This window comes from Neptuniibacter halophilus, assembly GCF_030295765.1.
In the GTDB taxonomy this organism is placed as follows: Bacteria; Pseudomonadota; Gammaproteobacteria; order Pseudomonadales; family Balneatricaceae; genus Neptuniibacter; species Neptuniibacter halophilus.
Map to the genome: position 1 here is coordinate 461,584 of NZ_AP027292.1, position 23,820 is coordinate 485,403.

15 protein-coding genes are annotated in these 23,820 nt (G+C 54.6%); 9 read left to right on the forward strand and 6 right to left on the reverse strand.

The features are described 5' to 3' along the window. Nucleotides 1-36: 36 nt before the first annotated feature. The 3 genes from putA to QUD59_RS02205 all read left to right on the forward strand — a co-directional run bounded on the left by putA (nucleotide 37) and on the right by QUD59_RS02205 (nucleotide 5,231). Nucleotides 37-3,165 carry a bifunctional proline dehydrogenase/L-glutamate gamma-semialdehyde dehydrogenase PutA gene (gene putA, locus QUD59_RS02195; RefSeq protein WP_286239296.1) on the forward strand — a complete coding sequence of 1,043 codons (3,129 nt, stop codon included), beginning with the start codon at nucleotides 37-39 and terminating at the stop codon, nucleotides 3,163-3,165. 146 nt (nucleotides 3,166-3,311) lie between these two features. Then, entirely contained in the window at nucleotides 3,312-4,616 is a 1,305-nt protein-coding gene (locus tag QUD59_RS02200; protein WP_286239298.1) for a sensor domain-containing diguanylate cyclase, read from the forward strand. A gap of 108 nt (nucleotides 4,617-4,724) precedes the next feature. Beyond that, nucleotides 4,725-5,231 (forward strand): RDD family protein, encoded by a 507-nt coding sequence (locus QUD59_RS02205; protein ID WP_286239299.1) that lies wholly within the window; start codon nucleotides 4,725-4,727, stop codon nucleotides 5,229-5,231. A gap of 36 nt (nucleotides 5,232-5,267) precedes the next feature. Here QUD59_RS02205 and ppnN read toward each other — a convergent pair whose 3' ends face one another. Further along, the gene (ppnN, locus tag QUD59_RS02210) at nucleotides 5,268-6,662 is read right to left on the reverse strand and encodes a nucleotide 5'-monophosphate nucleosidase PpnN (RefSeq protein ID WP_286239300.1); all 1,395 of its coding nucleotides are present in this window, start codon (nucleotides 6,660-6,662) and stop codon (nucleotides 5,268-5,270) included. Between the two features lie 272 nt (nucleotides 6,663-6,934). Beyond that, nucleotides 6,935-7,645: a Sir2 family NAD+-dependent deacetylase gene (gene cobB / locus QUD59_RS02215; protein WP_286240980.1), complete on the reverse strand. Its 711-nt coding sequence runs from the start codon at nucleotides 7,643-7,645 to the stop codon at nucleotides 6,935-6,937. A 297-nt stretch (nucleotides 7,646-7,942) separates the two neighbouring features. Between cobB and QUD59_RS02220 the strand changes: the two genes are divergently transcribed. The 3 genes from QUD59_RS02220 to QUD59_RS02230 all read left to right on the forward strand — a co-directional run bounded on the left by QUD59_RS02220 (nucleotide 7,943) and on the right by QUD59_RS02230 (nucleotide 12,241). Continuing rightward, the gene (locus tag QUD59_RS02220) at nucleotides 7,943-9,337 is read left to right on the forward strand and encodes a PhoH family protein (RefSeq protein ID WP_286239302.1); all 1,395 of its coding nucleotides are present in this window, start codon (nucleotides 7,943-7,945) and stop codon (nucleotides 9,335-9,337) included. A 276-nt stretch (nucleotides 9,338-9,613) separates the two neighbouring features. Beyond that, entirely contained in the window at nucleotides 9,614-9,931 is a 318-nt protein-coding gene (yidD, locus tag QUD59_RS02225; protein WP_286239304.1) for a membrane protein insertion efficiency factor YidD, read from the forward strand. A gap of 96 nt (nucleotides 9,932-10,027) precedes the next feature. Beyond that, a complete protein-coding gene (locus QUD59_RS02230) occupies nucleotides 10,028-12,241 on the forward strand; it encodes a sodium:solute symporter family protein (protein ID WP_286239306.1) in 2,214 nt (737 codons plus the stop codon). Nucleotides 12,242-12,309: 68 nt separating this feature from the next. Here QUD59_RS02230 and QUD59_RS02235 read toward each other — a convergent pair whose 3' ends face one another. After that, nucleotides 12,310-13,122, reverse strand: coding sequence for a mechanosensitive ion channel family protein (locus tag QUD59_RS02235; RefSeq protein WP_286239308.1), 813 nt, complete (start codon nucleotides 13,120-13,122; stop codon nucleotides 12,310-12,312). A gap of 220 nt (nucleotides 13,123-13,342) precedes the next feature. Here QUD59_RS02235 and QUD59_RS02240 point away from each other — a divergent pair, with 220 nt between their 5' ends. The 3 genes from QUD59_RS02240 (at nucleotide 13,343) to QUD59_RS02250 (ending at nucleotide 14,943) form a co-directional block, all read left to right on the forward strand. Further along, complete coding sequence (locus QUD59_RS02240) at nucleotides 13,343-13,912, forward strand: TIGR04211 family SH3 domain-containing protein (protein ID WP_286239310.1); 570 nt, start codon at nucleotides 13,343-13,345, stop codon at nucleotides 13,910-13,912. A gap of 475 nt (nucleotides 13,913-14,387) precedes the next feature. Next, nucleotides 14,388-14,630, forward strand: coding sequence for a GrxA family glutaredoxin (locus QUD59_RS02245; RefSeq protein WP_286239312.1), 243 nt, complete (start codon nucleotides 14,388-14,390; stop codon nucleotides 14,628-14,630). Nucleotides 14,631-14,802: 172 nt separating this feature from the next. Then, nucleotides 14,803-14,943, forward strand: coding sequence for a hypothetical protein (locus QUD59_RS02250; RefSeq protein WP_286239313.1), 141 nt, complete (start codon nucleotides 14,803-14,805; stop codon nucleotides 14,941-14,943). Nucleotides 14,944-15,024: 81 nt separating this feature from the next. On the opposite strand, the gene recD is transcribed toward QUD59_RS02250, so the two are convergent. From recD to recC, 3 genes are read right to left on the reverse strand one after another with little or no spacing between them, the layout of a single operon-like run. Continuing rightward, the gene (gene recD, locus QUD59_RS02255; RefSeq protein ID WP_286239315.1) at nucleotides 15,025-16,872 is read right to left on the reverse strand and encodes an exodeoxyribonuclease V subunit alpha; all 1,848 of its coding nucleotides are present in this window, start codon (nucleotides 16,870-16,872) and stop codon (nucleotides 15,025-15,027) included. Continuing rightward, on the reverse strand, nucleotides 16,865-20,407 hold the full coding sequence (recB, locus tag QUD59_RS02260) for an exodeoxyribonuclease V subunit beta (protein ID WP_286239317.1): 3,543 nt from the start codon (nucleotides 20,405-20,407) through the stop codon (nucleotides 16,865-16,867). The genes recD and recB overlap by 8 nt, the downstream gene beginning before the upstream one ends. Beyond that, nucleotides 20,404-23,679 (reverse strand): exodeoxyribonuclease V subunit gamma, encoded by a 3,276-nt coding sequence (gene recC / locus QUD59_RS02265; protein ID WP_286239318.1) that lies wholly within the window; start codon nucleotides 23,677-23,679, stop codon nucleotides 20,404-20,406. The genes recB and recC overlap by 4 nt, the downstream gene beginning before the upstream one ends. Nucleotides 23,680-23,820 lie beyond the last annotated feature (141 nt).

A 23,820-nucleotide genomic window follows, 5' to 3' on the forward strand; every position in this document is an offset into this window, starting at 1 on the left:
TAAACTGAGGGAAAACTGTCCGGAACCAGCGCACCGATGCTCTCCCTCAAAGAACTTCTCTCCGACGATTTTTCACCCGCTGATCAGGATCAGCTCTGGCACTGCATAACCGACTATCACTGTTACGACGAAGAACGTCTGATCCTGCAAATGCTGGAACTCGCGCCCAACCCGGCCGCTGCCGGGTCGCAGGCAACCGAGTGGATCAGCCGGGTCCGTGAGGAAAAACCGGGGCCCCTTTCGGTGAACCAGCTTTTCTCCCGCTTCGGTCTGGACACGGCGGAAGGCATCGCCCTGCTGGCGCTGGCAGAAGCCCTGTTGCGCATTCCCGATCAGGAGAGCGCTGAAGCACTGATCAGAGATAAGCTGGCACCCCTGAACCCGCTCAGTGTCAGCCTGGATCAGGCCGGAGATCTGCTTTCCGGCAGCGCTCTGTGGGGTGTACTGATCAGTCAGCAGTTGATTGCCGAAGGTGAAGAAAGCTCTCTGCTGAAAAAGATGCTGCACAAGCTGGGCAATCAGAGTGTTTACAGCGCCCTGAAACTCGCCATGACCCATCTCGGCAAGCAGTTTGTCTTTGCCGAAACCATTCAGGATGCACTGCAGCAACGCTGTGACTATGCACCGCAGCGCAACAGCTTTTCCTTCGACATGCTGGGTGAGGCCGCGATCTGTGAGGACGATGTTGAGGACTACTTCAATGCTTATCTGGAAGCGATTCAGGCGGCCGGTGACGCTGGCGATTCGCAAAACGACAGCATTTCGATCAAACTCTCTGCGCTTCATCCCCGGCTTGAGAACAGCCAGTTAGAGCAGCTACAGAGTAAATTGCTGAACAGGTTGTTCCAGTTACTGGTGGTTGCCCGACAGCGGGACGTGGCGATCACCATTGATGCCGAGGAATCAGAGCGACTTGAACTGACCCTGCTGATCTTTGAACAGTTGCTGCGCTCCGAAATAGGCAGCGGCTGGGGCAAGCTTGGTCTGGCGGTACAGGCCTACAGTAAACGGGCGCTACCGGTGTTGCGCTGGCTCTCACTACTGGCCGAAGACAGTGCCACCGGGATACCGGTACGTCTGGTCAAAGGGGCCTACTGGGACAGCGAAATCAAACGCGCTCAACTGGCCGGTTTACCCGGCTACCCCGTGTTTTGCCAGAAATCCGCAACGGATCTTTCCTATCTCTGCTGCAGCCGTTTTCTGCTGTCTGAGCAGGCAAGCGGACTGCAGCCACAGTTTGCAACGCATAACGCCCTGACTATTGCGCAGATTCTGGCACAAAGCAGCCACAAACCGTTTGAATTTCAGCGCCTGCACGGCATGGGAGAAGCCCTGTACCGTCAGGTACAGCAAGACAGCCAGATCTGCTGCCGAATCTATGCGCCCATCGGCGAACAGCAAACCCTGTTACCCTATCTGATTCGTCGCCTGCTGGAAAATGCCGCTAACAGTTCATTCCTGTTCCAGCTCAGCAATCCCCGGCTACCCATCAGCGAACTGGTTCACCCGCCTCATCAGCAGGTGCAACCTTCAGTACGCGCGATCCCGCTTCCGGCACAGGTTTATCTGCCAATACGGGAAAACTCCTGCGGCGAGAATCTGTCCAGCCTCAATAGCTGGCAGCACTGGCAGGATGTACTGACCCAACAGGCGCAGCGGCAGTGGTACTGCCAGCCGATTATCGGCGGTGAGGTGACCGAAGGCACTGAGCTGCATCAGGTTGAGCCCCCCCACCAGAAAAACCGGTTACTGGGTTACCTGAGTCAGGCTGATCAGGAACAGATCCGGCAGGCGATCTCTGCGGCTGAACATCAACTGGCAGAGTGGGGTCAGGCCCCCTTAGCCGAGCGCTGCGCGATTCTGCGCCGCTATGCGGAACTGCTGCAGGAGCAGCGTGAAGAGCTGGTCAGCCTGTGTGTTCTGGAAGCCGGTAAGACCCTGACTGATGCCCTCAGCGAACTGCGTGAGGCGATCGATTTCTGCTACTACTATGCCGCTCAGGCCGAACAACTACTGCACCCTGAACAACTGGTCAGCGTTACCGGCGAATCGAACCAGCTACGCTACCTGCCCCGCGGGGTTGTGCTGTGTATCAGCCCCTGGAATTTTCCGCTGGCTATCTTCAGCGGACAGATCGCTGCTGCGCTGGTCTGTGGTAATACGGTTCTGGCGAAACCCTCCTCCCGCACCAGCCTCGTCGCCTTCAGGGCTGCCCAGCTATGGTATCAGGCGGGGCTTCCCCTGAATGCCCTGCAACTGCTGCCTTTCAGCAGTGATCAGCACGCCCCTACCCTGCTGAATGACAGCCGTATCGCCGGCGTTGCCTTCACCGGCTCTTGCAGCACCGCCAGTTGGATCAACCAGCAACTGGGACAGCGTCACGATGGTGCTATTGTCAGCCTGATCGCTGAAACCGGCGGCATCAATGCCATGATCGCCGACAGTACCACACTGCCGGAGCAACTGATCAGGGATGTGATCCGGTCGGCTTTCAACAGCGCCGGACAGCGCTGCTCTGCACTGCGCGTTCTGTATCTGCAGGAGGAGATCGCCGACCAGATCGAATCCCGTTTGCAGGGAGCCATGCGCGAACTGCAGGTCGGCTCACCTGAGAACACAAGTTGCGATATCGGCCCGGTGATCGACAAAAACGCCATGGACCGGCTGTATGAACATATTGAACGCTGCCGGGTGCAGGGCCGCCTGCTGTTTGAGCTGCCATTAACCGAAGAACACAATCAGGGCTATTTTGTTGCCCCTACCCTGATACGGCTGCAGGCGCTGGAGCAGCTTGAGGGCGAAATATTTGGGCCGGTACTGCATATCATCCGGTACCGCCGCGACGATCTGGACCGCGTCGTACAGGAGATCAACCGTTCTGGTTTCGGCCTGACGCTGGGCATCCACTCGCGCAATGATCAGTTTATCGAACAGATCTGCAGCCATGCGCGAATCGGGAACCTGTATATCAACCGGGATCAGGTCGGGGCTGTTGTTGCCGCACAGCCCTTCGGCGGCATGGGCATGTCCGGCACCGGGCCGAAAGCCGGAGGTCCTAACTACCTGCGCAGTTTTGTCCGGGAACAGACCCTGAGCCGGGATACCACCGCGAGCGGCGGTAATCTCAGCCTGCTCTGTGGCTCCGGCCCCGGCGGGCAATATTGAGAGCGGTCAGAAGACGCTCAATAAACAGTCAATGCCCGCAGGGAATCTGCTAGAATCCGGCCACTACCCGTGCGCCTGTGACGGCAGGCCTTTTATTGCCGGACGCAACATCTGTTTTCAGAGTAAACAAGGATGTATCTCAGCCTATGACGAAGTTTCCCGTTGATACCCCTGATCATCTCCCCATGCTGGACATCCTGCGGGATCATATGCTGGACGCGGTGTACCTGATTGACCCTGCCAGTTCAAAAATCCTCTGGGTTAATAAAGCCGGTTATGAGGATCTGCTGATGGAGGAATCCGAAGTACTCCACCACTCCGTGCTCAGCCTGCAAAAAGATGTGGTCGGTCTTGCGCAGTGGCAGAGTATCGCGGAGGTAATCCGTCAGTCCGGCCAGTTTACCTTTGTGGGTCGCCATCAGCGCAAAGATGGCAGCGAGTTCCCGGTTGAGGTGAACACCTCGGTCCTGCACCATAACGGGCAGGAGTTTTTTATATCCATAGCCCGTGATATCACCACCCGACGAGCGCAGGAAGCCGAATCACAAGGGCGGGAACAACAGATCTGGTTTGCTCTCAATGCCTGTGCCGATGGCATCTGGGACTGGCAGCTTTCCTCAGACAAAGTCTACTTCAGCACGCCCCTCAAACGAATGCTGGGCTATGGCCCCGATGAGATGCAGCCCGTGGTTGAGACCTGGAAACAGAGTGTTCACCCGCATGATCTGCCTCAGGTCTGGCAGGCGCTGGAGGAACATATCCATGGCCAGCGAGAACGCTACGAAGCGGTGTACCGGCTGCGTAATCGCAACGGCCACTATATCTGGGTTCATGATCTGGGCAGCATCTCCGAGCGTGATGAAACCGGTAAACCCTGCCGTGTGACCGGTATGGTCAAAGATATCACCGACTACAAGCAGCAGGAGTTCAAACTGCTGGAGCTGGCCGCCTACGATGAACTGACCCGGCTGCGCAATCGCCGTGAGTGCAGCCGGATTCTCGACAAGCAGCTTGAGTTTGCCCGGCGCCACGATCAGCCACTGAGTATCTGCCTGTTTGATTTTGATCATTTTAAAGCGATCAATGATCAGTATGGCCATCTGGCCGGTGACCATATTCTGAGTGAAGCAGCGGCGCGCCTCTCTGCCGGACTGCGCCGCTCCGATTACCTGTTTCGCTGGGGGGGTGAAGAGTTTGTACTGATCTCAGTGAATACCGATCTGCAGGCGATGAAAGCCATCACAGAAAAACTGCGCGGCCAGTTAGAGCAGATCGAATTCAACTATGATGGCCATCAGTTGCAGATCACCGGCAGCTTTGGTCTCGCCAGCTACCCGGCTCAGGGCAACAGCCGCTCGGCACTGTTGCTGGCTGCAGACTCTGCGCTGTATCGGGCAAAGTCCCTGGGACGCAACTGTATTCAGGTGGCTGATGTAGAACCGATTTTCTGAGTAAGCGGCACACACGCCAATCATAGGGCGAAAATGCCGCCTGCTAGACAGATCGTAACAATCTGCAGTTAACTATACCCTCTCAACTAAGTTACTAAGGAAAGCGCAATGGTTGATAATGTTTACAAAGCACCGGACTCCGAGCTGGAACTCCCCGCAAATCAGGAAGCCCGGAAACGGCCTCTGGCCAGCCGCTGGAGCCGCCTGTTCGCCTCGTTGATCGATAGTATTGTGCTGATGCTGGTGATGGTCCCGCTGATGTTTATCAGCGGCGGTATGGCCGGAATGATGCAGGTGGGCGACTCCCTGCTTTACAGCCTAGGGATGGGGATATCGGGGATTGTGATCTTCCTGCTGATTAACTTTAACTGGCTGAAAAAAGATGGCCAGACCCTCGGTAAGAAACTGCTGGGAATCAAGATTGTCAGCCTGGATGACCAGCAGGCTCAGGTTGGTGATCACCTGCTGAAACGCTATGCGGTGTACTTCCTGCCCGGTCAGATTCCGGTTCTGGGTCAGTTGTTTGTACTGGTCAACCTGTTGTTTATCTTTGGCTCCGAAAAACGCTGCGTGCATGATCTGGCTGGCGGAACTAAAGTCGTTAAATGTGACTGAACATAAAAAAACCGGGGCGTCGCCCCGGTTTCTGTATCAGACGGATTCCGCCTCCGGCTCCTGATGCTTCAGGCGATAACAGGGCTGGTATTCCTTATAGTTAATCTTCATCCGGCGCTGTTCGACAAAAGCACTCAGTAACTGATCCAGCGGCTGCATAATCTCCGGTTCGGCACAGATCTCAAATGGCCCATGCTGTTCGATGGCACGGATACCAGGTTCTTTGACATTACCGGCAACGATACCGGAAAGCGCCCGACGCAGATTCGCGGCCAACTCAAACGACGGCTGCTCCTGCGCCAGATTAAGCCGTGCCATATTTTCATGAGTCGGCTCAAACGGCTGCTGGAACGGCTCCGGTATATACAACTGCCAGTTATAATGGAACGATTCGCTGGTCGCTTTGCGGTAGCGGGTTACCTGCTCAAGCCCTTCGCGCATCACCTCCGCAACCTGATGAGGGTCATCAACGATGATGGTATAACGCTGGGCGACGGAATCTCCCAGTGTGGCACGGATAAACCGGTCCACATTTTCAAAGTAACTTTCACTGCCGGCAGGGCCGGTCAGAACCAGTGGAAACGGGATACTGTGGTTTTTCTCGTGTAGCAGTATGCCGAGGATATAGAGAATCTCCTCCGCCGTGCCTGCCCCGCCCGGAAAGACGATAATACCGTGGCCGAGACGGACAAATGCCTCTAGCCGTTTTTCGATATCGGGCATGATTATCAGTTCGTTCACGATCGGGTTTGGACTCTCGGCAGCGATAATACCCGGCTCCGAAATCCCCACATAACGCCCCGCCTTGATGCGTTGTTTAGCATGGGAAATGGTTGCCCCTTTCATCGGCCCCTTCATCGCTCCCGGACCGCAACCGGTGCAGATATTCATCGCCCGCAGACCCAGCTCATAGCCGACATGCTTGGTGTACTCGTATTCATTCCGGTTGATGGAATGACCGCCCCAGCAGACCACCAGATCCGGTTTTACGTGGGGCCTGATCGCGTCGGCGTGGCGCAGAATGTGAAACACCATATTGGTGATCGCTTCAGAATCGTTGGCACCCGGACAACAGGCGTCCAACTCGGTTTTGACGTACAAAAGATCACGCAGCACCGCAAACAGGTGCTCTCGGATACCGGTAATAATCTCACCGTTGACGAACGCCGTCGCGGGCGCATTCACCAGCTCCAGTTGAACGCTGCGGTGCTTCTGGCTGATGCGGATATCAAATTTGGAAAACCGGTCAAGTACCTGCTTGGTACTGTCCAGCTCGCTACCGCTGTTCAGTACCGCCAGGCAGCACTGCCGGAACAGACGATAGAGACCACCCTGACTGGCATCCTGCAGTTGATCGATCTCGTAGGGTGAAAGGGAATTAAGATTCTCTAATGGGGTAACACTGGTGGTTACGTATTGTTCTGTCATCATTATGACCACCTCCGGGGAAACAGCCCGACCGATCCTTCGGTATCCTGCTGCTCCCTGTAAACAGCGAAAATTGTCAGTACATTGTTAGTGGCTGGCTGTTAACGTTCTGTGAATCGATATAAAAAAATGCATCTGACCGGGAATGGAAAATGGGAGAAAGCATCACAGCTCGCAAAACCTGAGACCACCATGAATGCATTGAAGTTCCATGGGTAACTATAGTCAAGCACTCGGCTGATCGCAAAAAATCACTGAAAAATCAAACAGGTATTTTAAATTTGTCTGAGAATATCCTGAATAAATCCGGGTACAACTTCACTGGCCGGGCCATAGATATGATGATCAAACGCTGACTCAACCCGCGAGGGTTCCAGATTCAGCTCAACCGTTACGGCACCGGCCGCATTGGCGACCTCGACAAAACCCGCCGCCGGGTAAACATGGCCGGATGTGCCGATCGAGATAAACAGATCACAGTGCTCCAGAGCACGGTAGATCTGCTCCATATACATCGGCATCTCGCCAAACCAGACAATATCCGGACGCAGGTTACCGGAACTGCCACAACACTGGCACAGATCCTCTGGCTGGGAATCCTCCGCGACCGGGTAGACTACACCACTGTCCCGACAACGCAGATTCAGCAGTTCACCATGCATATGCAGCAGATTCTGACTGCCCGCGCGCTCATGCAGATTATCAATGTTCTGAGTCACCAGCAGCACTTCGCCGGGAAATTTCTGCTCCAGCTCAGCCAGTGCCCTATGACCCGCATTCGGTGCCACCTCGCCGGACAATAACTGGTTACGACGCTGGTTATAAAACCGGTGTACCAGACGAGGATCGCGCTCGAACGCTTCCGGAGTAGCCACATCCTCAACCCGATGATCCTCCCACAAACCATCGGCAGCGCGGAAGGTACGGATTCCGGATTCGGCGGAGATCCCCGCACCGGTAAGAACAACTATCGACTCAATCGCCATCATCCAAACTCCAGCAAGATTTAACCCTTGTCATACTGCGGCAACAATTGTATTACTAGACTAATCTAAACAAGGATGGCCTGCCGCAGTTTTTTGCCGCCATGAAACTGCGAACTCCGTGCAGTGTCGTCGCCGGTCAGCATTTATCTGAGACTTCGCAGTGGATCAATTCTCACTCAGCGTCAGCAACAGAATCATTAGAACTGCGGCCCCTGACTCCAGGACCTGCCGCACGCGCCCAGAAACAGACCACCCCGCTGGTTTGTACGACTCCCTCGGCTATACAAGGAACTGGTTATGACCGCCTCCAAACTTTATATCCTCGACACCAACGTTCTGCTGCACGACCCCAAGTGCCTGTACGAATTCAAGGAACAGGACATCACCATTCCCATGACAGTTCTGGAAGAACTGGATGATATTAAAGACCGGAAAAAGAATGTTGCTCAGGAAGCCCGTGCCGCCATCCGGGCCATCGACGAGATTTTGAGCAAAGCCGCCGACGCAACCGCCATCACTAAAGGCGTGGATATCGAGATCCCGCTGACCAGTGCCAATCCGGACATGAAACTGGGCCAGTTGAGCATTTTTCCCGACCATGAGCTGACTGCGCGACAGGGGTTCCTGCCGCAGAACGCTAACAAAGATAACCAGATCATTAACTGTGCCCTGCATATTCAGGCAACGAATCCGCACCGCGAGATCATTCTTGTCACCAAAGATATCAATATGCGCCTGAAAGCGCTGGGAGCCGGATTAAAACGCGTTGAGGATTACCGTACCGACCAGCTGGTATCAGATATCGACCTGTTACCCGCTGGCCACAGCAATCTGGAGGGTAACTTCTGGGAGCGGGTTGATGACGTTAAGAGTTATCAGGAAGGCAGCCATACCTATCATAAGATAAGCCAGTCAGTGCTGCCGGACACCTACCCCTGCGAATATATCTATGATGACTCTGAAGAGTTTGCCGCACGTGTCACCTCCGTGGCCGACGATCAGGTGACCCTGCGCGATCTTGGGGTAGACCGCCTGATGCAGCAGAACTGCTGGGGTATCGAGCCGATCAATATCTTCCAGGCATTCGCCATGAATGCGGTGCTTGATCCGGATCTGGATCTGGTCATCCTGAACGGTGCTGCAGGGTCCGGTAAAACCTTGATTGCACTCGCCTGTGCGCTGGAGATGGTGATTGAACAACGCCGTTACAATAAGATTATTGTTACCCGCTCTACACCACCGGTCGCTGAAGATATCGGCTTCCTGCCCGGTACCGAAGAAGAGAAGATGACCCCGTGGCTGAGTGCGATTCAGGATAATCTGGAAGCCATGCATGAGCATGATGAGCGGCCCCAGAGCAGCGTCAAATATGCGATTGAGAAAGCCAATATCCAGTTCAAATCCCTCAACTTCATCCGTGGCCGGAGCATACAGGAAGCGATCGTTCTGCTCGACGAAGCCCAGAACCTGACCCCATCACAGCTAAAAACCATTGTCACCCGGTGTGGTAAGGGGTCCAAACTGATCTGCCTCGGTAACCTGGCCCAGATCGACTCCAACTACCTGACACCACTGACCTCCGGTCTGACCTATCTGGTAGAACGGTTTAAAGACTTCGACGGCGCGGCAAATATCCACCTCGAAGGCATCTTCCGCTCACGTCTGGCTGAATATGCTGAGGAGCACCTGTAAATTAATACTAAAGTAGTATTATTGGCTACAGCCCTTCAGGCTCAATGGCTGGGGGCTGTTCACTGATTACTGCAGTGCGGATCGAACAACTGTATAGCTTTTAATCTATTTCGTTCTGTTTATAATGCCGGATTCCGATAGTTTCAGCAGGCGGGTCTCACCTGCGACGTTAAGGCTGACCTAATGCGTCAGGTCGCCTTAATTCTCCCCTGAGATATTGCCGGGCAATCTTTTTGATATACCCGGCATTTTTTATGGCCGTCTATACTCCAGTTTATGATTTCACTGCTTAAACAACTGCTGAGCAAATTCCTGATCGGTCTGGTTAACCTTTACCGCTATCTGATCAGTCCGGTGATCGGTCCCCGCTGTCGGTTTTACCCGACCTGCTCCAGCTATATGATCGAAGCGATCCGTCTGCATGGCCCTTTCCGCGGTACCTGGCTGGGTCTGAAACGACTCGGCCGCTGCCACCCCTATAATGAGGGTGGCTACGATCCGGTACCCGGCAGTGAAAGCGGAAAACAGGCCAGCCTCTCTCAACCCCACTGTGATCACTGCACCACCGGGGAAAGCGATCGGCCTTCCTCCTGAACAAAGTTGCAACTAATTGATTTTGACAGGTTTCCGCCAGCCAGCTATAGAGTTTAGAATAGAAAAAAATCCGGCCCTCTGAGCACACAGGCGATTATGTTTACACCTTTGTCGGTTATTCTCTACGTCACCGTTTACATGGGACTGCTGTTTGCCATTGCGCAGATTGTAGAAAAACGCATCCAGAACAAAGGCGTACAGAACACAGGTAACCCCTGGATCTATGCCCTCTCACTGGCGGTCTACCATACCTCCTGGACCTTTTACGGCAGTGTCGGCTTTGCAGCCAGCTCCGGCCTGCTGTTTCTCGGCATTTATGCCGGTGCCATTATCGGTATCTGTTTCTGGTGGCTGACCCTGAAAAGGATGGTACAGGCTAAAGAAACCTTCCGTATTACCAGCATCGCCGACTTTATTTCCACCCGCTATAACCGCTCGCAGAAGATCGCAGCGCTGGTCACCCTGATCGCTCTGATCGGCGTGGTGCCCTATATCTCGCTGCAACTGAAAGCGATCATCAGCTCCTTTGAACTGATCACCAACACCCCGAGTCAGGGTAACATTCACGACCTGTCCAGTTGGCTGGTCACCCTGTTTATGATCGGCTTCACCATCATTTTCGGGGCCCGGAAACTCGACCCCACCGAACGCCATCAGGGGATGATCGCCGCACTGGTTGCTGAGTGTCTGGTCAAACTGGTGGCCTTTTTCGCCGTGGGCTTCTTTGTAACCTACACCCTGTTTGACGGATTCAGCGATATTCTCGCCCGTATCAAACTGGCCGGGCTGGATCATGTCACCAGCTTCCATGCCACTGAAAACAGCGGCTTAATGTGGTTTACCCTGCTGCTATTGAGCTTCTCTGCCATCCACACCCTGCCCCGTCAGTTCCACGTTTCGGTGGTCGAAAACTCCAACCGAAAGCATATTAAAACCGCCATGTGGTTGTTCCCGACCTACATGGTACTGATCAACATCTTTGTGGTGCCGATTGCCGCCGCAGGCCTGCTGATGGGAATGCCGGCAGAAAATGCCGATTTCTTTGTGCTGCTGCTGCCACAGGCATCCGGCAATGACAGCCTGACCCTGCTCGCTTTTATCGGGGGCTTTTCAGCCGCGACAGGGATGATCATCATTACCACAATGACCCTCTCCACCATGGCATCCAACCATCTGATACTGCCCCTGATCGAACGTTTCAGCCTGTTGCGGCCCCTGCGGGGTTTTCTGCTACAGATGCGCTGGATGGTGGTCACCCTGATTCTGCTGGGCAGCCTCTGGTTTGCGCAGGAATTTGCCGACTCTTACATTCTGGTGGCCATCGGGCTTCTCTCGTTTGCAGCCGTGCTGCAGTTCACCCCTTCACTATTTGGCGGTTTGTTCTGGAAAAAAGGCAACAGCCTCGGTGCGCTCCTTGGTCTGTGCGCCGGCTTCATCACATGGATCTACTGCCTGCTGATCCCTACCTTCATCAAACAGGGCTGGTTCTCAGAAGAACTGCTGCTCGAAGGCCCCTGGCATATTGCAACCCTGCGACCGGAAGCGATGTTTGGTCTGGAGGGCCTGCACCCGGTCAGCCACGCGGTGATCTGGTCGCTGATCTTCAATATCGGCTGGTACGTTGTTGGTTCGCTGCTGTTTACACCGAATAAGTCAGAGCGCAACCTGAGCACCGAATTTATGAGTGCGATGACCTCTTCCCAGTCACGCCGGGCCCGCCCCACCGGGCTGGATGCGTATATTCTGCTGCAGCCAAAGCTGGAAGAGGCGAAAAGCCTGCTGTCTCATTACCTGCATGAGGACAAAGCCGAATCTCAGGTTCAGACCATTGCTGAAGATCTGCAGGTACTGGAAAAGCCCAAAATCACCATTATCGAGCTGGTCGAGTTCCATCGCATGGTCGAGCATGTCCTGGCCGGTTCCATTGGCTCCGCCAGTGCCCATCAGGCGATTGAAAATACCATCCGCTATAACAGCCGTGAAGAGAGCGACCTGAAAGCGCTTTACAGCCATATTGTTACCGAGCTGCAGACCACCGAAAAAGATTCCACCAGCAGCCACAGTAATGACCATACAGGCTACGGCCTGATCGCTGAGCTACAGACCCAGATCGATTCCCTTGAGGAGGAAGTTTCCCAGCAGCAGAAGATTATCCAGAAGATGGAAGTCAAGCTGGAAGCCCGCTACGAGGAGATCTTCAGGTACCGCATGGAAGCCCAGAAATCGAAACAGGATAATGCGCTGTTACGCGATGAACTGAAACAGATTCTGGCCAGCCGCAGCGGTGAACCGCCCGCCGGTAAATCCTGACGCTGAGCCCGTAAAGCAGCCACAAAAAAACCACCGCAAGCGGTGGTTTTTTCTTTCAGGCGCTGAACTTAGTCGGCAGAACCTTCTGTTTTATGCAGATGAACATCCATCTGCGGGTATGGAATACTGATGCCTTCTTCGTCGAAACGCAGTTTAACCGCTTCAGTAATACCCCACAGAACCGGCCAGTAATCCGCCGCGTTCACCCAGGGACGAACAACAAAGTTTACGCTGCTGTCACCCAGTTCAGAAACGGCAATGACCGGCGCCGGATCTTTCAGGATACGCTCATCAGCTTCGATGATCTCCTGCAATACCTGTTTCGCTTTGCGCAGGTCATCGTCATAACCGATACCAAACACCATATCGACACGACGGGTATCACGTGCCGAGTAGTTAGTGATCACACCGCTGTAAATCGCACCATTGGGAATAATCACCTCTTTGTTATCGCCGGTACGCATAACAGTGTTGAAGATCTGAATATGTTCAACGATACCTGTCACCCCAGCCGCTTCAACAAAGTTACCTTCACGGAACGGTTTGAATACGATCAGCATCACACCCGCCGCGAAGTTTTTCAGAGAGTCCTGCAGTGACAGGCCAATGGCCAGACCTGCTGCACCCACCAGTGCGATCAGTGAGGTGGTATCCACACCCAACTGATTCAGGGAAGCCACCACAACAAACAGCAGCAACACCACATTTACAATCGAGGAGATGAAGTTAATCAGCATCTGCTCTACTTTGGCTTTGCGCAGCAGGCGCTCCACCAGTTTCATCACCTGCTTGATTACCCAGCGACCAATAAAAAAGATCGCCAGCGCCAACGCAATATCCACAATCCATGGTAATACGTAAGCATCAAAGAAATTATCCATTTAGCTTCCCCTGAAGTTTGAGTTTGCTCTGAAAAAAAGTGAACGAATTTAATCAAAAAGAATCTGAACATCAGCCAAACAGGCTGCTGAGGCTGTCTCGCTTCGAGCAGGAATTACGTCTCTCACAGGGGAGTCACGGAATTACCTGTAAAACAACCTGTTAAGAGACCAGTTTAATCCGTACAATATGACAAATTCCAGTGTTCAAACAAATGTATCAATGAAAAAGTTAGCTCTGACTTCACTTCTGTTCCTCTCTCTCTCCGCCCATGCCGAAAAAGGCCATATCGCTGATGATGCGATGGTCTACGTGCACAACGGCCCGAGCAACTCTTACCGGATCATCACGCGGATTAAAAGCGGAACCCCGGTAGAGATTCTGAAACGCGATCCCAACACCAAATACGTTCAGGTAAGAATGCCGCAAGGACGTATCGGTTGGGTTGAAGCCAGCGGTGTTGACCGGGGTGACAGCATCTCTGTGCGCCTGCCAAAACTGCAGAGCAGTCTGGAAGAAAGCCAGACCACAGTGAAAGATCAGGCAACTCAGATTGAAGCTTTGCAGCAGGAGTCGGCCCAGCTCAAAGAAGCTAACCACTCCCTGAGCAGCTCAGTCGATCAGTTAAGAACCACGATTAAAGAGCTTGAATTCAAAATTGAAACCAGCGATGAAAGCAACCTGATGCGCTGGTTCACCCACGGCGGTCTGGTCGCGCTCGGTGGTGTCATTCTGGGCCTGATCCTGCCTTACTTTCCAAAACGCCGTAAGCGCAAGGATGAGTGGTTCTGAGCACGGATTTTTGCAAACAAAAAAACCGGGCCCAGACGTCCGGTTTTTTTTATTTCCGGGAAAATAAACCTTGACCCGGATTAAGGTTTAGTCATATTCCGCTGCACCTTCCGCTCCCCCGGATAACCCCCTTGTTTTCCGCAAAAAAACCTGAAAAACCCTTTACTTTCAATGCAATAAATATCTGTACATTTTTTAACCAATCCGTATCTATTGACCAGATCATGGTGCCTGAAACCCTTTTCACAGGGCTTTTTTACAGACTTATCCACAGACATTGGGGACAAAGAGCCACACCCCTGAAAGCGCAGTGCGTCGCCCCGATTGCTGCAGCGCAAAATTGTATTCACATGATTTTTTATACACCGATTAAGAAAACCAATGATGCGAATAAAGAGATCTAATTAGCCGCTGTCCGGCCCAGTTGGTTTAATAGCCTGCAACACCAACAGGACACCAACTTTTAGGAGCCAGCATGAAGCGTATTACTATTTTCGGCCGTGAAGGATGCGGTTACTGCAAACGGGCAAAAGAGATCTGCGAAATCAAAAATCTGGAGCACCGCTACATCGATATCCATAAAGAGGGTATCAGCAAGGCAGATCTGGAAAAGACTATCGGTAAACCGGTACAGACCGTCCCTCAGGTTTTTCATGGTCAGGAACATCTGGGTGGCTATACCGAACTGGCTGCATACCTGACTGCACAGGGCATCTGACAGATGCCGACTCCCCCTTTATCTTCACCCCTGCACTGCGGGGGTGTTTTTTTGCCTCACTCAGCAGATTCAGGTTTATACAGGCCAGAGCGTTTTCCGGCTTCCCTGAGCCCGGTATTCAGTTATACTGGATTAACATCGTAGCTGTTTCGAGTCAGTTAAGGAGTCTACTATGATGATCTTCACCACTTTGTTGGCCGTCGGTGCAGTCTGTTATTTATTGCTGCAGAGCCGTGGTGACCAGCACTCCGCACAGCCAATTCGTGTGGAAACCGAAGAGGAGCTGCGCAGACGCCTGCGTAACCGCCGTTAAGGCCCTCTCAACCGGAGCACCATCCTCATGGACTGATCAGACAGCCTATGCTGAATCCTCAGCACAGGCTGTTTTTGTTGCTCAGCCGGAATGACCTGACCATAAGCGTACAGCCAGACCGCCGGCACGCTCGGTACGACGCTGGGTGGCACTGGTCAGCGCCGATTCAGTGGCGTACAGAAAGAGCTGTTTTTTCGCCCGGGTAATCCCGGTATACAGCAGTTCCCGGCTCAGAACCGGCGCCTCCTGCGGTGGCAGTAACAACACCACATTATCAAATTCCGACCCCTGACTTTTATGCACCGTCATGGCATAGACCGTATCGTGCTCCGGTAATCGGCTAGGGCGGATCGGACGGGGCTCACCATTCTGTTCAAACCAGACCATCAGCTCGCCGTCTTCATCCTCAACAGCCACGCCGATATCGCCGTTAAACAGTTCCAGTGCCGGGTCATTACGACTGATCATAACCGGCCGCCCCGCATACCAGCTACCCTCTGCGGCCACCAGCCCCCGCTCTGCCAGCCCCTGCCGAATCCGCTGGTTGAGACCAGACACCCCATAGGGGCCTTCGCGCAGGGCGCAGAGCAACTGCATTCCGGCCAGAATCTGCAACTGTTGCCGGGGCGTTGCCCCCGCTTTTAAACGGCGCAGGGCATCCGCATGAAACAAAACCATCTGCTCGAGCATGGCTTCATAGTTCGGCTGGCTTAGAGGGCAGTAATTCAGATCAGCGTAACCTTTCTGTAACTCCTCACGGACCTGTTGCGGCTGTCCTGCATTCACCGCCCGGGCCAGATAGCCAATACCGCTCTGATCATGGAAACGATAACTCTTACGTAACAGCGCCAGACAATCGGCAAAACCGGGTTCAGCCGTGGTCGGTAATGTCTGATCCAGCTCACATAAACGCTCCAGGCTCGCCGCCTGAGCCTGGCTGTAACACAGCGCATCCGGCCAACTGCAGATATCACCAAGCACACTGCCGGCTTCTACCGATGCCAGCTGATCCCTGTCCCCTAACAGAATCAGCCGCGCATCGTGCGGTAGTGCATCCAGCAACCGGGCCATCATCGGCAGATCCACCATCGAGGCTTCATCCAGCACCAGAAGATCCAGATGCAGAGGGTTATCGCGGCTGTGACGAAAACGGATACTATTGGGAATCACACCCAGCAAGCGGTGCAGTGTGCTGGCCTCAGCCGGGATCGCATCCGCCAGCTCAGGTTCCAGCGCAAGACGTTGCTTGGCGCTGCTGATCGACTCCGCCAGCCGTGCCGCGGCTTTACCCGTTGGCGCCGCCAGACGAATATTGATACTGCTGCCGCTGGCTCTTTGCTGTTCGATATACAACGCCAGCAGTTTGATTACGGTGGTGGTTTTACCGGTACCCGGGCCCCCGCTGATCACCGAAAACCGCTTCTGCAGTGCCAGTGCTGCTGCCACTTTCTGCCAGTCGATCTCACCGGGGGCTGGCGGAAACAGACGGGCTAAGCCTTGCTGTAACAGCGCCGGGTCCTGCTCTATAGCCACGGCCCGCTGGTTTAACTGTTGTGCCACATGGGTCTCATACTGCCAGTAACGGTGCAGGTATAAACGCTCTCGATCCAGAACCAGCAGGGTGGGCTGTTCACTCTGCTCATCTCCCAGTATCACCTGATCCGGACAGAGCCGCGCCCAGTCGTAATGGCGCAACGCTGCGGCCATCTGTTGTGGCCAGTAATCCTCTGCCTGACTGAGGCGTGTCAGCGGCAGGCAGACATTACCCGCCGCCAGTTCGTGGCTGACCAGTGCACAGAGCACAACCAGCGGTGCGCTGGCTCCGGGTTGTTCTGCGGCAAAACGGGCGAGTTGATAATCTACCGCCCTGATTAATCCTGCCCGCGACCAGTCCTCAACAGCTTTCAGCATCGCCATCGCTTCAGACATCGCATCCCTCTCCTGCAAACAGTTGATCCAGTTGCTCAATCAACGCCTTTTCCGGTCGGCAACTGAAAACCCCGTAATTTTCATTCGCACTCTTGCCCGCTGCGTTTTGGTCAATACCCCGCAGGAACAGATAGAAGACCCCGCCGAAGTGGCGTTCGTAGTCATAGCCAGGAATCCTCTGTTTCAGCAGCCGATGAACCGCCAGAGAATAGAGCAGATACTGCAGATCGTAGCGATGCTCAATCATTCCCTGCTCCATCGCTGCGCGGCTGTAGTCCTCCACCTGATAGCCCAGATGATTGGATTTATAATCCAGCACGTAATAACGGCCATCACGACGGAACAACAGGTCGATAAACCCTTTCAGCATCCCACGCAGGGGTTCGAAAGAGAGCGGAGCCGCCCGGGCTGACAGCGGATCATAGCGCCGGATCAGACTCTCCAGTTCCGCTACCCGTACCCGGTCCGCACTGAGCATAAACTCCATCTCGACCAGACGATCCTGATCGTCCAGTTCTGCCAGCCGCAGCCCCTGGCCATCCAGATCACGTTGCAGCACATCATCGATCAGTTGTTCGATCACCGGCTGCCAGTTGCTTTCATAACCGGCCAGACTGAGCTGTTCCGCAATCTGTTCGCGATACTGATCCCCTGCCGCCATAATCGGGTGATACTGGTTAAAACTGATCTCCTCAAACACGGTGTGCAGAAAAGTACCCGCATTGGCTCCCTTGGGAAAAGTAAAGATACTCTCCACCTCTGGCTTCTCTTCGACGGCGGCGGATCGTTCTGCTGCCACCTCAAGGTCCAGACCCGGCAGTTCAGGCAGAGCGCTGCTGCTGTGCCGGCTCAGAGCGGAATAACTGCTGACCCGCCAACCCCGGTCGATACGACCCTGGAACTGAGCCGCTGCCAGCGATTCTGTTGCGCGGGTTGTTTCGCTGAACATATCTTTCTGTGCACCATGATTCGGTGGTGTCAGCAGCTCGATGGCCTCACTCCGGGCAGATAACTGCTGCAGTGCTTCTCCCAGCTCCAGCCCGGACTGCAGCAACAGGTAACCCAGCGCACTGTCCGCTAACCGTGAACGGGGGCTGTTCCCAATCCGCAGGTCGGAAACTCCCAGATAACAACGATACACTGAGCGGGTCAGGGCTACGTAAAGTAAACGCAGGTCCTCTGCCAGACGCTCCTGATCAGCCTGTTGCAGCGCCTCTTCATCAGCACTGATGTTAAGCACCGCCTCACCCTGCTGATCATGATAAAACGCGGTTTTCTGCTCGCGGAAGATACTCGCAAACGGCAGGAATACGATTGGATACTCCAGCCCTTTGGATTTATGTACCGTAACAATGGTTACCAGGTTGCGCTCGCTCTCAAGACGCAGAATCTGCTCATCCGCCCCACTGCCGGCGTTGGCGATCTGTTCGTTGAACCAGCGCAACAGACCACTGATCCCTTCGAGCTCAGTGCTCGCCTGTTGCAACAACTCACCCATATGCAGCAGGTTAGTCAGACGCCGCTCACCTCCCGACTGCTGCAGGTAGCGTACCGCCAGACCACGTTTCTGCAACAGGGCATTCAGCATCGGTAACAGTCCCGATTCAAGCCAGATCTCGCGATAGTCGCTGAACTCGGTAATCACCTGATCCCAGGCCCGTTCATCACGGTTCAGTGCATCAAGGCTGAGCATATCCAGTTGCATCAGTTCGGTAGCCAGCGCCGCCCTCAGCCCTCGTTCGGACTGAGGGTTTTCCACTGCAGCCAGTATCAGCACCAGTTCCAGCGCTTCAACCGAGTTAAATACCGAATCCTGATTACTCAGATACACACAGGGGTGTTCATACTGTGCCAGCGCCCGGCGTACCTCCTCGGCTTCGTAGCGGTTCTTAACCAGCACCGCTATATCCCCTCCCTGCACCGGCTTATCGCCGATAAGGGCATCACCACAGAGTAAACGGTCAATCTCAGCCGCAGTTGACTGGGCAAACAGGCTCAGAGACTGCTCCTTATTCAGGGGTTTATCCGCCTCCTGATACCAGATGCTCAGTGCGGCCGGCTCCCGCTGCTGAATGGTCAGGCGGTGTTTCTGTTTAGCCGCCGCTCTGACCGGATGAAAAGGGATATCCTGATCATAGATAAACGCATTATCCGGAAATTCGAACAGGCAGTTTACCGCCTCCACCATCGCCGCGGTGGAGCGCCAGTTGGTGTCCAGGGTATAGCTTTGTGCTACCGAACGGCGGGCCTGAATATAGGTAAAAATATCCGCGCCACGAAAAGCGTAGATCGCCTGTTTGGGGTCTCCGATCATGATCAGTGCACAGCTCAGCGGATCCGCATAAAGCCGGCTGAAAATGCCGTACTGCAGAGGATCGGTATCCTGAAACTCATCAATCATCGCCACCGGAAACTGCTGCCTGATCGCTTCGGCAAGCGCCGCACTCTGATCATTCTCCAGCGCCCGATTCAGGTTACTCAGCAGATCATCAAAGGTTTGCAGTTGCTGCTGTTTTTTGACCCGGTTCAGGCGCTGCTCCACCTGCGCTAAAGCCTGCCCCAGCAGTATTTCCCGCACCGGTACGGCGCCCGGCAATAACTCGGCCAGACGCTCAAAAAGAGGATGTTGAGGCGGCTCGCCGGATTTGGTTTTCTCGGCCAGCACATCCGGGGTGAAACGCTGCATCACTTCAATCAGCTTTTTATCCGGCTCCAGCAGCGCAGACTGAGCATAGTCGCTGATCTGATCAATCCATTTGGGCAGCAGGTTTTTCTTGTAACTACTCTTGTTAATGGCGGAGTTCTGCACAAGCTGAACCAGATCATCCGGGTTCTCCAGCCAGGCTTGCTTAAACGCCAGCACCTGCTGCTTGCGATTCTGATAAGCCTGCTCCAGCGCCTGCCCGGTCAGATCCGGTTCCAGCCGGACAGCTCGGCCCAGCAGCGGGCGCAGCTCCATGATCAACTGCTCCGGACTGTTCCAGCACTGGCTGAAAATCAGATCCACCAGCTCCGGGCCCAGCGGATAGATCGAGCTGCGCCAGAAATCCAGTACCGCGCTGCGTAACAGGCTCTGATCATCCTGAGTCAGTTCATTATCAAACAATGCACCGCTTTCGAAGGCATGCCGTTTCAGCATTCGCTGACAGAAACCATGGATGGTAAAAATCGCTGCCTCATCCATCTGCCGGACCGCCTGCTCCAGCAACCGCACCGCACTGTCGCGGTCACTCAGGGCCGCTTTCAGCTCAGCCAGAAACGGATCTTTCACCGGTTCCGTTAACAGCGCCTGACGGGCCTCCACAATCCGGGCCCGGATCCGGTCCCGCAACTCCTCGGTAGCGGCTTCGGTAAAGGTCACGACCAGAATCTGTTCGGGCCCCAGTGGCTTTTGACTGCATTCAGCCATGCCCAGCAGCAGCCGCAGGTAGAGGGCAGTAATGGTATAAGTCTTACCCGTGCCGGCACTGGCCTCGATCAGTTGCTGTCCCTGCAGAGGAAAGCTCAGAGGCTGAAGAATATTCACCTGACTCATCCTTTGCCCTCCTCCATATACTCCAGCATCGGTGAATACACCGTTTCAGCACGCTGCAGAAACGGCTCTGCAAAGCTTTCAAAATCAGGATAAGCACGGCGCATATAGGGGTCATCCAGCAACCCGGAACTGTAGGCCGAACCATAAAAACCCTTTTCCAGCTCAGCCATGGCCTTATCCGGATTCTTTGCCAGATTGGCGTAGTAGGTCCGGGCTAACCCCGGATCAAACGCCTGCGGTTGCTGCATGCCCTGACGGTAAAAGTCCAGCAGCTCCCGCAGCCGTGCCCGGGCGTTGTCGACCGGGAGCGGCCTGAACCGGAGCTGCCCGGACAAGCCCCGAAAAACGGTATGATTGCAGCGCAGATCAGAAGCACACAACGCCAGATGTTCCGCCCAACTGGCCATCTGGTCCCGGGCGTTGACCTGCGCCGGACGATAGCGCAGCAGGTGATCGGGATAACAGCCATCTAACCAGCCGAGCAGACGGGTTTCGTCCAGTTGCAGATTAACTTCCAGCCGCTGCGGTTCACCGCTGCAGAGCGGTAGCAGTTTTTCTGCCAGCTCCTCACAGTCACGGCGAATTTTCGCCAGATGCAGTTGGCCGGGCCGGGCAATTGGCAGCCCCCCTTCGGCCAGAACAACCTGATCCATCCGATCCAGATCCTGCTCCGCCAGCGCCGCTTCCAGATAACGCTGCTGCAGTTGATAACGCTGCAGGTTATCCAGCGCAAACGGTTCTTCATCCTGTGCCTCAATTTCGGAGTGGCCGAAAAATACCTTCAGGCGTTGCTGGAAGAAACTCCGGCAGGGGTGCTTGAGATAGCGGATCAACGCTTCCAGTTCCAGCTCCGGCAACGCTTCTGCCGGCAACTCTGTACGGATAAAACGGCCTGGCTCCTGCGCTTCGGCCGCGGCGGCAGGCAGCCACTGTTCGGCGTAACTGAACAGGCCGGAGCCACTGCGGAAATAAGCGGGACTAAACGCCACCAGCGGATGCTGCTGAATCAGCGACTGGCGTAACCGTGCGGCACTGGCTGTGCAATCCAGCGCGGCGTCCTCTTCCAGGCGATAGCCCTGCTCGACGTAATCGAGCAATTCGCTGACCAGCACTGAAGGAATCCGCGGGTTATTATCACGGATCGATCGCCCGATATAGCTGATGTAGAGTTTATCCTGAGCCGAGAGCATCGCTTCCAGAAACAGGTAGCGGTCATCATCACGTCGCGAACGATCGCCCCGGCGCGGGTAATCATTCATCAGATCAAAGCCCAGCGGTGGAATACTGCGCGGATAGGCATCATCGTTCATCCCCAGCAGGCAAACCACCGCGAACGGAATGGAACGCATCGGCATCAAGGTACAAAAGTTAACAGCCCCCACCATAAAGCGCTGAGATGAGCGCTGCTGGCCCAGACCATTACTCAGGTAGTCAGCCAGTACCGGAGGCGATAAAGGTGCGTCGAAACAGGCATCCTGGAGCTGCTCCTGCAGCCCCTGCAGTGTGGTACGAATCGCATTCAGGGCCACTTCATCCTGCTCATCAGCCTGATAGCACTCTTCAAGCAGCAGGTTGATCTGCACGATCCACTGTTCCAGCGGCTGTGCCTGACTGAAGCGCTGCCGAATCTGATCCAGCAGATCAATAAACCCGGCCAGCTTGCCCAGCAATTCCGCTTCCAGCCCTTCGATCTCGATAAAGGGCGCTGTTTCCTGCCACAGGTCGCAGTGCTCTCCCAGTGCATAGCCGGCCAGCATCCGGCGCAACCCGAAACGCCAACTGTTCTGTTCGAACAGAGGCAGCTCCCAGAGGCTGCGCTGCTGTGAATCCATGCCCCAGCGGATATTCACCTGATCAATCCAGTATCGCAGCCGCTGGAAACCCTGATCATCCAGCCCCAGACGACGCATCACCGCAGGCACTTCAAGCAGCTCAAGTACGTCAGACACGCTGAAACGACTGCTGTCCAGACGCAGGATCCGTTCAAAACTCAGCAGTAACGGATTTTCCTGACGACTGCTGCGGTCAGAGATCGAATAGGGAATAAAGCGCTGCGCCGGCGCGGTGGAGAACACCGCTTCAATATAAGGTGCATAGGCTGCCACATCGGGCATCATCACAATAATGTCGCGGGGTTTCAGTGCGGGGTTCTGCGCAAACATGGCCAGCAACTGGTCATGCAGCACTTCGACCTCACGCAGCGGGCTGTGGCAACTGTGCAGAACAACCGAACGGTCATCGGCTGAGATCACCTGTTTATGCTCACTACGACTCGGGTCTTCCGGGAATTTTGCCGGATTTTCCAGATCAAGAATATCCTGCTGAATACTGTTCAGCAGGCTGTTTCGTTCCGGGTCAGCAAAGGCGTCGATCTCCTCGACCCCAAGCTCCTGCAACTGATAGAGATAATCCCGACCCAGCTTGCCCATGGACGCGAGAATCGGGTTGGCCTCGGCGTAGTCATTAAAATCCAGTCCCGGTTTATCGAACCAGCGCCGGTTGATGCGTGCCGCCTGAGCCTGATCAATAATATCTCCCCAGTAGTACCGGCAGGGGTTGGTCACCATCAGGTGCACATCTACCCGCTCGCCGAGCGCCTGCAACGCCTGAATATAATTTTGCGGCAACGCAGATATACCAAACACAAAGAGTCGCTTCGGTAGTGTTGTGGTCCCTCTGCCTGCTCTCAGTTCAGAGACAAACTGGCTGAACATATTCGCCCGGTGCCAGTGAGGTTGCTGCAGGTTTTCGGTGTAACGGCAGAGTTCGCGCCAGAGTACAGGCTGCCAGGGGTGACGGGAAGCCGCCAGATCTCCGCCCTGCTCCCAGTTGTCGATCCAGTCTGGCCGGTACACCAGATACTGGTCAAAGATATCGGCAATTTTGTTGCACAACTGGTAGAGGCGATAGCCATCCGGGTCATCCTGCAGGTAACTGCGAAGCGGTGCAAACTCGCTCAGCGCCAATTGCGTCGGCAGCAGTGCCATCAGTTTCCAGCTCATCGCCTCTTTATTGAAAGCGGAGCGTTGTGGAACCCCGTCCAGCACTGTGGCAAAGCTTTGCCAGAGAAATGAGGCCGGCAGCGGAAACTCCACCGAGGCCGCAATCCCGGAAGCAGACGCCAGTTCCAGTTTGAGCCACTGGGCCATACCCGGGCTCTGGACCAGTATCTGTTCGGCTTCGAAAGGATCGGTAAGAGGATCGCGGCGGATCAGCTCCACCAGCAGATCTTTGAGTAGCAACAACGAGTTGGAATGATAAACCTGAAACATCCGTGCCCTGATCGGTTTGGTTGAATTGATCGAACTGAGACTACTTTACTGAAGCAGGAATTTTTTGTCAGATAAAACTTTTTTGACGGGTGTCATGTTGCTGTCACACTGATTTATAGAATATACCTCTCCAGAAATGGA

Bases quoted from the DNA above. Each gene is read 5' to 3' on its own strand.
- putA (WP_286239296.1), top strand. From the start codon at position 37: ATGCTCTCCCTCAAAGAACTTCTCTCCGACGATTTTTCACCCGCTGAT.
- ppnN (WP_286239300.1), bottom strand. From the start codon at position 6,662: ATGATGACAGAACAATACGTAACCACCAGTGTTACCCCATTAGAGAAT.
- recB (WP_286239317.1), bottom strand. From the start codon at position 20,407: ATGAGTCAGGTGAATATTCTTCAGCCTCTGAGCTTTCCTCTGCAGGGA.
- yidD (WP_286239304.1), top strand. From the start codon at position 9,614: ATGATTTCACTGCTTAAACAACTGCTGAGCAAATTCCTGATCGGTCTG.
- QUD59_RS02245 (WP_286239312.1), top strand. From the start codon at position 14,388: ATGAAGCGTATTACTATTTTCGGCCGTGAAGGATGCGGTTACTGCAAA.
- QUD59_RS02220 (WP_286239302.1), top strand. From the start codon at position 7,943: ATGACCGCCTCCAAACTTTATATCCTCGACACCAACGTTCTGCTGCAC.
- recC (WP_286239318.1), bottom strand. From the start codon at position 23,679: ATGTTTCAGGTTTATCATTCCAACTCGTTGTTGCTACTCAAAGATCTG.
- QUD59_RS02240 (WP_286239310.1), top strand. From the start codon at position 13,343: ATGAAAAAGTTAGCTCTGACTTCACTTCTGTTCCTCTCTCTCTCCGCC.
- QUD59_RS02250 (WP_286239313.1), top strand. From the start codon at position 14,803: ATGATGATCTTCACCACTTTGTTGGCCGTCGGTGCAGTCTGTTATTTA.
- cobB (WP_286240980.1), bottom strand. From the start codon at position 7,645: ATGGCGATTGAGTCGATAGTTGTTCTTACCGGTGCGGGGATCTCCGCC.
- QUD59_RS02230 (WP_286239306.1), top strand. From the start codon at position 10,028: ATGTTTACACCTTTGTCGGTTATTCTCTACGTCACCGTTTACATGGGA.
- QUD59_RS02235 (WP_286239308.1), bottom strand. From the start codon at position 13,122: ATGGATAATTTCTTTGATGCTTACGTATTACCATGGATTGTGGATATT.
- recD (WP_286239315.1), bottom strand. From the start codon at position 16,872: ATGTCTGAAGCGATGGCGATGCTGAAAGCTGTTGAGGACTGGTCGCGG.
- QUD59_RS02205 (WP_286239299.1), top strand. From the start codon at position 4,725: ATGGTTGATAATGTTTACAAAGCACCGGACTCCGAGCTGGAACTCCCC.
- QUD59_RS02200 (WP_286239298.1), top strand. From the start codon at position 3,312: ATGACGAAGTTTCCCGTTGATACCCCTGATCATCTCCCCATGCTGGAC.